Below are 13,201 nucleotides of genomic sequence, written 5' to 3'. Positions count from 1 at the left end.
ACGATGGAAACACAAAGCCATCAAAAATAACTTTTGGGTACTTGCGTCTTTCATGCTGTCAATACAATGAACAAGGAATAGTGATACCGACGGTTTTTTTATTTTCGGGTATTGTTTGTAAAATATCGCTACAACATACAAGCCACATAACAGGCTGAATACTGAGTAGTTATCAAACTACAAGTTGCCCATTACTTCAACTTTGTTGATATATGGCATTTTTAATCCTTTCAAAGCAAAGGCCGTCTGAAATTTTCAGACAGCCTTTAGCAACATAAGATATTAGTATTAGGGACGCTCTTGTAACTGTTGGATTTGCGAAATAGTCTGAAACGCCATTCTTAAATCAAGTTTGGCATCTTCAGGAGAAACATAGGTCTCAAGCGTATAATCAGCTTCATTTCTAGCATTTCTCAGTTTTTCCATCTGACGACCGATAACCTTTAAGTCTCTTCGGTTTTGCTGCTTGAAAAAATCAATAAGCTGCTTGTGCATGGAATAACCAGATGTATATGTAAATCCCAAACAATTAAAAGCAAACTGCAAACCTGTATGATAAACACCGTAATACATCCGACTGACTGCATTACGGTTGCCTATTTCAGTTTCACCTATCATAGCTTTTGCACTATCTACAAAATCTTTTGGGTCAATCATAATCAACTGCCTATGCCGTAACTCGGATTATAAGGGCGGCACGAAATATTGAAATTAATCAGATTTTTATCAACAGATTCTTCCATATCCACTAATAGGCGGGATAGGGATTCATCTGCTTCGGCGAGCCGTTCTACATCGGTTTCAAAACAGAGCATTTTTAACTCAATAAAAATATCGTATTCCACTGAATAACCAAAAGAGTAGGTTGGGATCTGCAAACCTTTTTCTGCAAGAAGTTTCTTGGCGGCTAAAATAGCCTGAACCATTGCAGATTGAGAAACTTCGGTATCTTTCAACAGCAGATAAATTCTCTCCAAGTCATCTTGGTAGTTTGGCTCCAACGATTCCATCCGTTTCAAACGTTCGATAACGTAACCGGCATCATCAACAAATCCGTAAATCATACCCATGTAAGCCAAAGGTTTCAGATAGCCAGGATCATCTGTATTGTTTGCCGAATCAAACATCTGCTTGAGGTATTCCGTAGCCTCATCGAAAAATCCCATTCGATTTAATCCGTTCACACGGAAAAAATCTGCCAATGTCGGTTTTCCGTATGCCGAAATAAAATCAAAATGCTTGTCAAATTCCGCTTTCCGGTTGTTAATGGCATCAAGCATACCCAGTATCATGTACCCAGCTGCGTCATTTGGCGTTGACAATAAAGACTTGGCATCGCGTTCCAAACCGGAAATCAACAAAAAGGATGGATCCGGCTTTTCCAATGCAAGGGAAAGCCGTTGGATTGCACTAGGTGCGATAGTAGCTGCAACAGCCATTTGAGACCTTTCTAAAACTCCCAATAATGATATAAGATTTTGTGCGTGTTGACAAAATTACAAGCGACCGCTCATGGCATAGAATTTCTCAACCGGATCGTAATACAACTCAGTCATGCGGGTTTTTTCAAAGTAACAGATTACGTCAATGGTTGAGCGAACCGTATTTAAAATGTACTGATAATCCATTGTTTGACCTGTTTTTGATTCTTTGGCCAACTGAGCGATACGATAGTGGACGCTACGTGCATCGTTGGCGTGAACAGAAGTCAGGCCGCCGGGGTGCCCAGTGTTGAGAGCAGACAAGTAATCCCATGCTTCGTCGCCACGAAGCTCGGTCAAAAATATACGGTCCGGCTTGAGACGCATACAAGCGGCAATAATCATCTTCGCCGTTATATGTGCGCTGTAAAAAAGGTGAACATGATTTGGGTGATTCGGTAAACCTAACTCATGCGTATCTTCAATTGTTGCGATACGGGTTTCAGGATCGATTAAATCCGCAAGTGTCTTGGTAAATGTGGTTTTCCCCGAACCGGTACCGCCAACCATACAGATATTGCATTTGTGCTTTATGGCAAGTTTAAAAAATTCTGTCAGATTTCCGTTGGCCTTATGCTCCAACATCTGATACTGCCAATCGGCCAACTTTACATCATAAGGCAGCTTCATCTTGTCACAGACATCACGAACATGGCTGCTGTCTATCTCTATTTCTGATGCCATTTTTTCAGGTACACCATGTACTGAAACATCATTGAAGCCATTCAGACGGCCTGTATCAATATAATCACTCAAACTGAAGCGGCTGTCAGACGGCTTGCGGAAAGCAAAAACGGCTGTTCCCGCTTCACATGATGGAGCAATCATAATATGACCGCGCTCGCCATCGGGCAAAGTAACCGAATGAATGGGATTCTCAAATGTGATGTGCTTTTGATTGTAGTTACACAGCGTGTTGGCCAATTTCACCAACACATCCAAGTGTAAATCCGATCTTTCTATAAGACGAAATCCCGAACTGTCTTCCAAAAACACTTCACCGGGGCGGTTGATTAGCACTTCTGTAACTCCGGGTGTATTCAGGTATTCCGTAATGCCCAAGTTGCGAAGCAATTCTCTAGATGTGGTAGAACGGTCGTAAGACATCATAACCTTTCTTTAAAAACGTATTTATCGAAACAGGTAACTCCGTTTCAATAAAGAAACCGCCTCTATTGAGGCGGTCCATAAGGGGATTGATTAATAGCCGGCATAGGCGTTATTTACAGTAATGTTTTCGTACACATCACTGAAATCAATATCACGCGCGACAAATACCATAATCTGCGTACCTTGTTGAACAAAACCGGTAGGCGGGATATTGATGCTGTTCTTAAGGGCCTCAGTTGCCATCTCTTGAGCCGCATCGCTGGTATTTTCATAAGTGATATTGTTGTTATTGCCGCTGGCACGATTTTGGCGGTTGTTTAGGCCGGTGCCTATATCATTAATCATACTGATCATGATGGCGCCGCCAAAACGTTGCCAAAAATGATAGTTCACTTTTGCAGGATGACCTGATGCACCCAACGGATCACCGCCGGGGCTGTCCAACTTCACACGGACACCCGCAGGTGTTTCCAGTTCACTCCATAAGGCAAATACACGAGCCTGCCCGTGGGTCAAAGCGGCTGTTTGCTCGCCGATAATGGTTGCTCCTCGTTCAACCAATAATGTTTTGCCGTTGGCAGAATAAACGTCTTTTTCTACTTGGCAGCGTGTTAAGCCCGGGTGGGTCGTCACGATTTTCGTTGTGGTCACACACGGTATGCCTGTACCTCTTGCCAGTAGATAAGTTGTATCACCGCGATTTTCGGCTACGCCGGCACGGTAAACGCCGCTTTGTAATCTTTCGGTGAGACGGTTGCCACCGCCCGATCCTGATGCAGCCGTCAGACTGCTGCTGCCATCAAATGAACTCGAGCCCGTGGAAGAACCGTTTCCTTCTGTCAGGGACGCACCTACGCCATTCATACTTTCCACACCGCTTGGTGTCAAACTCGCATCCAATCGCTCGTCTTTCGGCGGCTCTACCGGTTCCGATGGCGCTGGGGGTGTTAAATCGCCGGGAGCAGGTGAAGGTGTGATTTCGACTGCGGATGCCTGCTTGTTCTCAGGTTCACTGGCTGCCACAGGCTCTTCAGGAATTGTTTCGATTTCATCTTTATCGGCCTTAAAGTTTTTGTTGCCTTTTGTGACAACATTTTCTTCAACTTTGGGGGCAACAGCTTCGGCATTGTCGTTGCTGAAAAATCCCCAAATCTTGAATACTATCAATGCTGCAAGAAACAGACCTATACCGAATAATACGATGTTCATAACCGTTTTCTTTTTACGGACGTTCAATTCAGTCGGTATGCCGCGTTCGATACTGTTATCCCCTACCTGTTCCTGCAAAGTAGGGCGGTTGTTTTCATCAGGGTTGGTATAATCTCTTGTCATTTGTTAACTCCCTTTCTCAGGCGGACAGTATTTCTTTGGTTGGTTCCGGTAATATTGAAAGTACCTTCGGCATCAAAACCTCGGTTTTCAATACCCAAAACAGAACGTCCCAAACGCAGAATAAATTTGGCAGACGTTTCATGGACAACCAAAGTGTCCCCTTCGGTATGGCTATTTACCGCAGCCTCAGTACCATCGGCATTTTCTTTAAATACTGCTGGCAATGATTTTGCATTGTCATAACGTAAATAGGTAAAGCGGCCGTCATCAAAAATTTCTGTTGGAGCCAAATTTTTATCGCCGACACCCCAATATTTTCTGTTGTAGTCAGAAAACTTGCGCTTCTTAGCTTTACTTGCCCGAACAATAGCTGCTGCCTCAGCCATACGTTCATTCTGTTGTTGTCGCTTAAACCGCTCTTCTCCAGGGTAGTTGAATCGCAAGATGTAGGTTGGCTTTTGCTTTGCTTTTACCGACACGATATGAAAAGCATAAGTACGTTTCTTATTGGTGGTAATCAGCAGATTCGTGTCAGGCTTTACGGCAGTCGGTTTTAAAAACAGGTTGTTGCCGCGGATGCCCAGCCCCCATGCTTTACCAAAACCCATACCCAAACCTGAAGTCGGATCTTGTAATACGGTTTCTCCTTCCTGTAATTGAATCAAGGTTGCCTCACCGACTTTTGTTTTAACCAGCACCACATTGTCGGGATTATGGTTTACATACTGTATACGTTCATCAAAACCGGCACTTCTAGGCATTTGAGCCGCATGTACCGGAGCCAAAACAAAGCCGGACACCAGTCCGGCAATTATCAAAGTATTTTTCATACACTATCCTTACTGTGTTGTTTCAGGGTCAACACGGTAGCTGGTTACTTCAAAACCCAAAGGATTAATGGTGCGATCCTCTTCAGACATTGGTGTCGATGTGAATTTAAAACCAATGGTGGCAATCATTTTTTGCGGAGGGATAGGATCAGTGCTTTGACCGGACGCAGGTAAGGTCTGCTTGGTAAAGCGTACTTGAGCCATATCGCCAACGAAAGCAATATTAGTAACCTTGGATACTATCTTAAAGTTTTGCTTAAGCACCTTATGCGGGGCATTGGGTTGGTTATAGAAAGCCGTAAACTCAGATTTAACTGCCGGTGAACTCATCAGCGTAGTGGCATCATAAGTTGCCTGAATCAAATCCCAATCATAACTTTCACGATAACGCACATATTGTGACAGCCAATATTTATTGATCACTTCGTCATAGTGCATTTCTTTATTTTTAACCGTGGTGATGATATCCACCGCACCTGTTGTATCGTTTACCCGCTGTACAAACGGCACCGCCTCTTTCAACGGAGTAAGTCCCATAACAGCACCCACGGCCAAAGTGCTTACGGCCAAACTTCCAAAAAAGCCTTTTTTCCAGCTTTTGGCTTGGGACAGCGCAGATTCAACCTTTGATTTTTCAAAATCAGCAGACATTTGCATCATTTGATCTGTTTGTTTATTAACACTTTGCTCCCGTTTTTTTTCTGCCGCTTTTTTGCGTTCCGCAGCGGTTTTCGGTTTTTTTGAGAAGAATTTACCTAGCATTTTTAACCTCTAAAGTTTTATTAATCGGAAAAGGGGTGCCGGAAGGTTTAGGTGCTTTCGTGGAACACCCGAAAACAAATGCAACAGTGGCTAAGACGAGTAATGTTTTTTTCATCAGACTGCCTTTCTAAATAAGAAATGCCTGCCGGATAAAATCAGGCAGGCATCAAAGTGATAATCAAAGAATCAGTTTATTCGATGTCCATTTCGGTAAATGGGTGCAGGACGATCGTCATAGTCAGAGGAAGGCGGCGCAAGTGGTGCAAAAATCATACCGAAAAATACCAATCCGAAAAAACCGCTCAACAGGCCAAATGCAGGTGCGTAATACCAATCGGGGAAAAACCTTACTACCATAGCGCAAGCCATAGCAAGCAGAAATGTGACAATATAACGCATGATAACCTCCTATTCTTTTAACTGACCGAACACTGTATCATTTACCCGTCCACTCCACTCCCTGCCGTTAAACAGGTTCTTTATCACTACGGTTCGGCCGTAACGGTCATTAAGATAAACAGTATAAGTACAAAACAGCCAACTGAACATGCCTGGCCGGAATTGAGCCTGATCAAAATTCTCCCACCTTACTCCGCGAATGCCGCGTGTCCAGGGGAAAAGCCCACAGTAAAACCAAACTCCCTCTTCATCTACAAAGGCTTTACATTGGCGGGTTCGATAAAGTATGTAACCAAATCCCACGAGATAAAGCAACGTAAGAGTGAAAAACACGATATTGGCTATTGTTTTGTTTTCGCCAAGAGCGTAACCGAAGCCGGCAGAGATTAAAGAAAATACAGAAGAAACGGCAAACAAGTAAAGCAAAATACCGATAACGATATATTGGACATAGCCCAACCATGAAATGCGAGCAATCATTATCAACACTCCCTTGTATTAAGATGGACGTCTGTTCGATGCGATGGTTCCTCCGGTACGACGGCCGGCTGCACCAGCGACAGCATCAATTGTTCTACCGGCAACCCGACCGGCCACACCACCTGCTCTAGCCATCTGTCCTAATTGTCGAGCAGCCCCCTGAACAGCGGCACCACCGGTTAAGGAAGAGGCTATATTAGGGATGTAGAAAGCCACCACCAAAAACACAATCGCTTGTAATAAAAATATTGGCGCCATAACTTGTGCTGACATTGCATCCTGAAAATGGTCACCAGTTAAAAACTCTTTTACGGCCACATCAAACGCTTGCATTTGAACCATTGTGAGTAAAACAAACATACAGGTAGTAATAATGTAGTTCAAGCAGGAACCGATCCAGTTGATACCGTATTGGCGTGTTGAAGGAAACAGCAGACATCCTAAAAAAAATGGCCCTAACATTAATACTAAAGCCAATGAAATTTTAGCTACCATGTAATATGCAAAAGCTACCCCAATAATGATTGCTCCAAAAATGACCACTACTAAATTTACTTTGAAAAAAATAGCTAAATGAGCAGGTATTTCATACCAATTATAGTCAAAGTGTATTTTAGAAATCTCATCAGATAGCTTCATCAACTCTCCCCAGCTAGTATCCATTGCTGAAGCATCAACTTTATATCCCCCAACAAATGAAGAAGCCAACTGATCAGGAAGTTGATAGATAATATTGGCTAGCTTCATAAATAAAGCAGGAGAAAAAGATAGTCCGATTATAACCACCCATCCGACGGCTCTTTTTACAAAATCAACCATACTTTCTGCACTGTTTTGTCCATGATATGAAACAATGACCAACAATACATAACAGGCAAATGCAGCTTGAAATAATGGACTGATTTCACTAATTAGATTACCGCTTTTCTGAAGTAGATTCTGGCCTAAATCGGCACCAAAAATCTTGGCGATTTCGCTGAAAAACGTCATTGCTTGCTCCTAAAAAGCAAAGCCGCCGTATTAAACGGCGGCTGGGTTCTTAATATAAAATTATCCTGAATTTTTAGGATATTTCTTATGACAGTCAATATTCGTACCATCTATGCGATTTTGGAGAATACAGCGATCACGCATTTTATTAATTTCTGATTTATCCCATTGCTCTTTGGTAATCCTCGGCATAGCTTTATCAGGTGCAGATTGCTCAGTTTCTCCACAAGCATTTAAAACTAAAATTGATAATACTGTCAAAAAGAAAGATAACTTCATATTAGACCTTTATGTACAAGACCTTGTTGCTCCATCAATTCTATTCTGAAGAATGCAACGATCACGAGCTTGCCGTTTCTTAACCTGAACCTTTTCATCCAGTGCCATAAACCGCTCCAACATATCCAGTTGGGTTTGGTTTTGTTGAATGTATGAATTTTCCAAAGCAATTCGGTTTTGTAAGTCAGCAGCAGCCTTTGCGTCTTGGGTTGTATTGACCCGATTCATTAATTCCTTAATGTTTTTAAAACGCACTTCAGAATCTTTGATGGCTTTTAACGTGAGATCGAAATGCTTCACCAAACGGTCATTATCGGCATTCCGATTATATCCGTTGGAACCCAGCAAATCTTTAAAGTTCCCATTCTTAGCTTTCATCGCTTCGTTATACACAGAACGCCATTCATCAGGCAGTTGTTCCATAGCTTCGGTTTTTAAGATGTTACCGAGGTTACGATTGCCGGTAATGGCTTTTACTTGGTTTTTCAACTCAGTAATTTGCTTCACTTGGTTATCAATCTGTTCCTTCAGTTGAATAACTTGCTGAGCAGCTTGAGCCAAATTAGCCCCATCGAATACCAAAATACCACCAGCAGAGGCCGTGGGTATTGTAGCAGCCATTAACCCTACTGATACCAAAACAGCAGCACCGGTTTTTTTTAATTTTTGAATCTTCATAATTACCTCTCTTTAGGATAAATAAAAGCCGCTTTAAGCGGCCATAAAACAAAACCACCTGAATCTCTCAGGTGGTTTCGGGTTACTGCTGCGGCACATGCTTACTGATACGTTGCCGGACAGCTTGATAGAATGGTTCAAGCCAAACATCAGGCTCTTCACTACCGCATTCCTGCATAACTTCGTGAAGAATAGCGACGTTTTCAGAAGTGCCGGACAATACCGCCATTTCGTCGTCAAAATTATGCAGATCCATAGTGCAAAATACCGACTGTTTGCTCTGTTTAACCAAGAAAGTTCGGCTTTCTTTCGGCTTGGTCATTAATTGTTCAAACTCCTTTCTACTTAGACCACAGCGTTGGTAACTGCCCTCATACTCCCCTTCGGGGTTGGGCAGGAATATTTTTGTCGGTGTTTGCTGAATGATGGCAGGGAATATATCGCACGCAATGGCATCTTCCGGCGATTGTGAATCCATAATCATGAACTCGCCCATCTTCCTGCCTGTTTTTAATGTCTTAAACATCATACCCGCAGTCAAATCATATCTTGCAGCATGCCAAAACTCTGCAACCACGGAAACCAATAGGCTGCCTTGCTTCGCCACACGTTCCGACATCATTTCCTTCAAGTAAAACAGATAAGACAAAACCGGCCCAGTCGGTTCGTAGTTGGGTTGCAAAATGCACGTCACATCCAAGCCAATCCGATAGAACTCTTCAGGATTGAAAGCATTGGTGTCGTTATCAAGACACCAAGCATACTGTCCGTCTTCACAACGGCACCACTTGGATAAGCGTGTACGCAAAGAATTTGGACTGTACACCGGCGGCAGGTTTTCCATCAGCCGGCTGAAATTACGCTTGTTGAAATCTATTTCATACAAGGTATCCACCGCCATTTTGATTTGCTGCTTCTCTTGTGCGTCCGCACCGCCCGCGCATAATTCAACCAATCCATACAAGAACATGCGATGTTGCGGTAAGTCAGGTAATTGGAAAGGATTTAATCCGCTGGGTACGCCTTCTTCTACCGCAAAGTATGTTCCCCGGAAAGCCCGGATCAGAATTTCCATACCACGGTCCAAATCCAAAACAAACATGTAGGGATTGAAACGGGTCAGAAAGGATAAAATTACTGATTCCAATGCCGTTTTACCTGTACCGGTTGCACCTAAAATAAGAGTATGGCCTGCAACTTTTTGCCCTAGACTGTTCACATCCATTTTGCTGTAATGCAAGCTCAAATTGAATAATGTATTGGACAGGGTTTTTAGCGGCATGACCGGAGAGCCGTCTCCAATTGGATTACCCCAAGACTTTCCTTGAGAATAATTGTGCATTCCAAATACCGTAGCTAGATTGGTAGTGGTTTTAGGAATTTTCCGTGGGCGGATTTTGTAGCCTAATACTTGGCTGTAAAATGTGGCAGGCATAGACAATGTGGCCGGCACAAAACGGAAACCGCCTGATGTTAAAAATTCGGTAAATACCGTGGAACCGTTATCACGAGCCTCTTTTGGCGTTTTGCCGTAAACCACGAGAGTAGCGGTGTAATCGCCAAACATCATGCGCCCGGCAGCCAATTCACCTTTACCTTGCTTCAATTCATCCTGTTGATCAACAGCTTGGTCTTGTACACTTTCCAGCGCATTAACCTGTTTGTTGATTTCCGTCTGCATTTCAGCATTATTGGTGTACACAAATATTTGCGTCAGTGTATATTCGCAAGGAATAGATAGGGTGTTTACCAATACCATGATTTTGCTGATACCGAATTCTTTTAAATCGTAGCAAGTGGCAAACTTTCGGCTCTCAGCATTACGGATTTCCATAATGTCAGAACCAAAATGAACGCTGGCCGATGGGACTACTGTATAAGCTGCGCTGGCAGAAAGCGGTATGTCTTCCCGAATGCCGCCATTTATCAAAGTTCCGAAAAATTGATACACTTCTGAAAAAATGATGCCATTCTCATTTTCATATGTGCCTAAAATATGCGGGTCATAGCTATTCAGACCTTTGGCCATTATTTCCAGCAAATCCTTAATTTCTTCCAGGCCGTCTGAAAATGTGTCGTACTTCAAAATGACTGAAATGTAAAACAGGTTTTCGTAATAATCGGCTTTGTTAAATTGCTCAATATAATGTTCGGCAAAATTTTTACAGAATTTGGTATCGAATTTATATTCACGGTTTAAATTGATACGCTGCCGTTGTACAGTTGTCCAAATACCTAAGCGGTTTCCATATTGTTTGCCAACCGTATTAAACAGCCGCTTTAATTCACTAAACGATGCAATCAGGTGCTTATCGTCCACACCTTCAAACGGAATACCGTCCATTCTCAAAACGAATCCCAAGCGGCCGTCTTCAAAGTGAACAATATTTTCAGCCACGTGACGACTGAACCGGGGCAAATAATCTTGCTGCGATTGCTGCTTCGTCAGTGTCCTCTCTAACAAATCGGTAATAATCATTACGCTCTCTTCCAAATTTCGTTGGTACCACAGTGAAAGTGTCGCCAAACAAATTTGCATTACGGCGTTGGAACAGCCAATAAAGCTCCAAAGCTATAATATTGATGGCTTGGTCATCTCTTTGGGTCATCAGCTTTAAGAAAACCAAAAATGGGACAGCCATCAAAAGTATGGCAAACGCTTTCAAGTCCAAAAACTGCATAGTAAACAGGGCGATTAAAACGAAAATACCGACGATAGTAATCGCCGGTATCATCGGAATACCCCAAACCGTAGCTTGCCGTGACAAACCTTCATAGGTGTTGTACTCGGTGTCTATGTTGATGTCAGGTAGATTCTGCATAGGGCACCTCAGTTATTACAATGTGACGCTCTTGCCCCAATCCCACAACGCTTTGGCAATTGCTAAAGAGGCCGCACATCCTACAATCCAAGCACAAGCCTCTAATACATCAGACCAATGTTTTTTACCTAACTTGCCCCATAAAAAGGCGCAAAGCAAAGCAAGGCCGGCGAGAATACCTACAATGCCATAGAAGCCGGTAATAAACTCTTTCAGGCCACCTTCTACGGAGGCCAGCCCGCCGGCTGCTAAGGCAGATTTAGCGGCAACAGTCATAAAAGCTGCCATTAAAATTTTTGTATAATTGCTGTTTTGATTTCGATTGATTAATTTCATCAAATTAACTCCCTAAAAGCCGCACGCTTGCAGCATAAACAAAAAAACCGGCATAAAGCCGGAACTAAGAAATACCTAAAAGGTAATATTAAAACTCTTGAAATACGTCCCAAGACGCATACTGTTTCTGAGATTGAGTGTAAACAGCAGCTTTAACTGGAGCCGTAGTACGATTCGTTGAAATAACTTCTGCTTTTGGTTTATAGGCTACTTTTATCGGCTCTTTACGGCCTGCGGCATAAGCAGGGTTGCCGCTCAATTGCGCGTATCGGTTACGAACCAAGCGCACATAATTTTGTGTCTCCCTGTATGGAGGGATACCTTTGTACTTATCCACGGCTCCCTCGCCGGCGTTATAACCGGCAAGTATTAAATCGATATTGCCGTTATACCGGTTGCTCAAAAATCGTAAGTAACGTGTCCCAGCGATGATGTTATGTTCCGGGTTATATAGATACTTAGGGTTTACCCCCATTCGGGCTGCCGTCGGCGGGATGACTTGCAGCAAGCCGCGGGCGTTTTTGTGGGAAGTTGCATTCCAGCGACCACCGCTTTCACGAGCCATAACCGCCCATACTAGATTTGCGTCTAAACCTTGCGCCGCCGCATGTTTTTCTACTAAATGTTGATATTGCGGATACGGTGCTGCGGTACAGATGGCGGAACAGAATGCTGTCGCCAATACGAAAATAGTTTTATTTCGTTTCAATTTAGATACTCCTTTGTGAAGGGTAAAAAAAGCCGTCTGAAATACTTCAGACGGCATCCCGCTAAATGATATATAAACATTAGTTTGTTTACGCTTTTCCATAGCTACATTCAAAATAAAAACGAAAATTTAAACATACCCTTTACGATAGGTAGGCTTAAGTTTTCGTTTTTTAGCTGTGACAAATTTGTGACTGAATATCTATTTAATTTACTGTTTGTGACTGTATTTGCAGGCTTCACTATCTTTTAAAACAATTGGTTATAATTTATTGCTCGGACTTAAAATCCGTCGACCCTAAACAGGTCGTGCCGGTTCGATTCCGGCTCCGGGCACCACATACCGCTTTTAGGCGGTTATTTTTTTGTCTGATACTATCCAATCCAATCCAATCAACCAAGACCTTTATATAGCAATAAACTTTATTTCTGCTACGGCGTTATTGCGCCTTAGCTCAAAGAGAACGATTGTGTAAGCCGCTGAAGCGGCAACAGAATCGGTTTCGTACTACTTGTACTGTCTGCGGTTTGCTACCTTGATATTAAAAATAAGTTTATTTGCTATATTTAAAAGGCTTCCCCCTGTTTTCACCTTGTCTTGTTCTTTAAGCCGATTTCAATCAACCGATTTTAGTTGGTACAATTTTGCGTATTTGCCAACGAATGCCGCTAAACGATCGTCAAATAAGCAATTTGAAAGCCGGCTGATAAAATCCGAAACATAGATAACAAATGTATTTAATTGGGAATCGTAGCCTGAGACCTCTATAAAACTCCTATCTATAGGCATTTCTATGCTGTGCCCAGCCTGAGACCTTTGCAAAACCCTCAGATGTGGATGTAGTTCAAGGCGTAGCAGCACAGCGAGTGCAGACATATCATATAGATAGGCAAACGAGCGAGCAGCGCACAACGAAGAAATGCGCCGCAGATGGGGGTTTTGCAAAGGTCTCAGCCTATCTATATATGATATGTCTCTATTCTCCGTGCCGCT

General features: G+C 42.8%; 14 protein-coding genes and 1 pseudogene. All 15 read right to left on the bottom strand.

Going from position 1 to position 13,201, the window contains the following annotated elements:
- Nucleotides 1-288: 288 nt before the first annotated feature.
- Nucleotides 289-657 carry a hypothetical protein gene (locus tag AKG43_RS07520; protein WP_054599951.1) on the bottom strand — a complete coding sequence of 123 codons (369 nt, stop codon included), beginning with the start codon at nt 655-657 and terminating at the stop codon, nt 289-291.
- 2 nt (nt 658-659) lie between these two features.
- Nucleotides 660-1,439 (bottom strand): hypothetical protein, encoded by a 780-nt coding sequence (locus tag AKG43_RS07515; protein ID WP_231718132.1) that lies wholly within the window; start codon nt 1,437-1,439, stop codon nt 660-662.
- 57 nt (nt 1,440-1,496) lie between these two features.
- A complete protein-coding gene (locus AKG43_RS07510; protein ID WP_369799570.1) occupies nt 1,497-2,591 on the bottom strand; it encodes an ATPase, T2SS/T4P/T4SS family in 1,095 nt (364 codons plus the stop codon).
- 90 nt (nt 2,592-2,681) lie between these two features.
- On the bottom strand, nt 2,682-3,923 hold the full coding sequence (virB10, locus tag AKG43_RS07505; protein WP_054599950.1) for a type IV secretion system protein VirB10: 1,242 nt from the start codon (nt 3,921-3,923) through the stop codon (nt 2,682-2,684).
- Nucleotides 3,920-4,753 (bottom strand): P-type conjugative transfer protein VirB9, encoded by an 834-nt coding sequence (virB9, locus tag AKG43_RS07500; protein ID WP_054599949.1) that lies wholly within the window; start codon nt 4,751-4,753, stop codon nt 3,920-3,922. The genes virB10 and virB9 overlap by 4 nt, the downstream gene beginning before the upstream one ends.
- A 9-nt stretch (nt 4,754-4,762) precedes the next feature.
- Nucleotides 4,763-5,515: a virB8 family protein gene (locus AKG43_RS07495; protein ID WP_197273134.1), complete on the bottom strand. Its 753-nt coding sequence runs from the start codon at nt 5,513-5,515 to the stop codon at nt 4,763-4,765.
- A gap of 408 nt (nt 5,516-5,923) precedes the next feature.
- Nucleotides 5,924-6,394, bottom strand: coding sequence for a hypothetical protein (locus AKG43_RS07490; protein WP_054599948.1), 471 nt, complete (start codon nt 6,392-6,394; stop codon nt 5,924-5,926).
- Nucleotides 6,395-6,412: 18 nt separating this feature from the next.
- The gene (locus tag AKG43_RS07485) at nt 6,413-7,384 is read right to left on the bottom strand and encodes a type IV secretion system protein (RefSeq protein WP_054599947.1); all 972 of its coding nucleotides are present in this window, start codon (nt 7,382-7,384) and stop codon (nt 6,413-6,415) included.
- Between the two features lie 60 nt (nt 7,385-7,444).
- Nucleotides 7,445-7,663 carry a conjugal transfer protein TraH gene (locus tag AKG43_RS12770; RefSeq protein ID WP_156300637.1) on the bottom strand — a complete coding sequence of 73 codons (219 nt, stop codon included), beginning with the start codon at nt 7,661-7,663 and terminating at the stop codon, nt 7,445-7,447.
- 9 nt (nt 7,664-7,672) lie between these two features.
- On the bottom strand, nt 7,673-8,341 hold the full coding sequence (locus AKG43_RS07480) for a type IV secretion system protein (RefSeq protein ID WP_054599946.1): 669 nt from the start codon (nt 8,339-8,341) through the stop codon (nt 7,673-7,675).
- A gap of 82 nt (nt 8,342-8,423) precedes the next feature.
- Nucleotides 8,424-10,820 (bottom strand): conjugal transfer protein, encoded by a 2,397-nt coding sequence (locus AKG43_RS07475; protein ID WP_054599945.1) that lies wholly within the window; start codon nt 10,818-10,820, stop codon nt 8,424-8,426.
- Entirely contained in the window at nt 10,732-11,163 is a 432-nt protein-coding gene (locus AKG43_RS07470; protein ID WP_054599944.1) for a VirB3 family type IV secretion system protein, read from the bottom strand. The genes AKG43_RS07475 and AKG43_RS07470 overlap by 89 nt, the downstream gene beginning before the upstream one ends.
- A 15-nt stretch (nt 11,164-11,178) precedes the next feature.
- The gene (locus AKG43_RS07465) at nt 11,179-11,499 is read right to left on the bottom strand and encodes a TrbC/VirB2 family protein (RefSeq protein WP_054599943.1); all 321 of its coding nucleotides are present in this window, start codon (nt 11,497-11,499) and stop codon (nt 11,179-11,181) included.
- Between the two features lie 88 nt (nt 11,500-11,587).
- Complete coding sequence (locus tag AKG43_RS07460; protein ID WP_231718131.1) at nt 11,588-12,310, bottom strand: lytic transglycosylase domain-containing protein; 723 nt, start codon at nt 12,308-12,310, stop codon at nt 11,588-11,590.
- Nucleotides 12,311-13,012: 702 nt separating this feature from the next.
- Nucleotides 13,013-13,180: pseudogene (locus tag AKG43_RS13655) on the bottom strand (lipoprotein signal peptidase); the annotation flags it as partial.
- Between the last annotated feature and the right edge of the window lie 21 nt (nt 13,181-13,201).

The organism is Neisseria sp. 74A18, assembly GCF_001308005.1.
Classification (GTDB): Bacteria; Pseudomonadota; Gammaproteobacteria; order Burkholderiales; family Neisseriaceae; genus Neisseria; species Neisseria dumasiana.
Note: the sequence above shows the minus strand (reverse complement) of the source record. Positions and strands in the feature narration are given on the sequence as shown.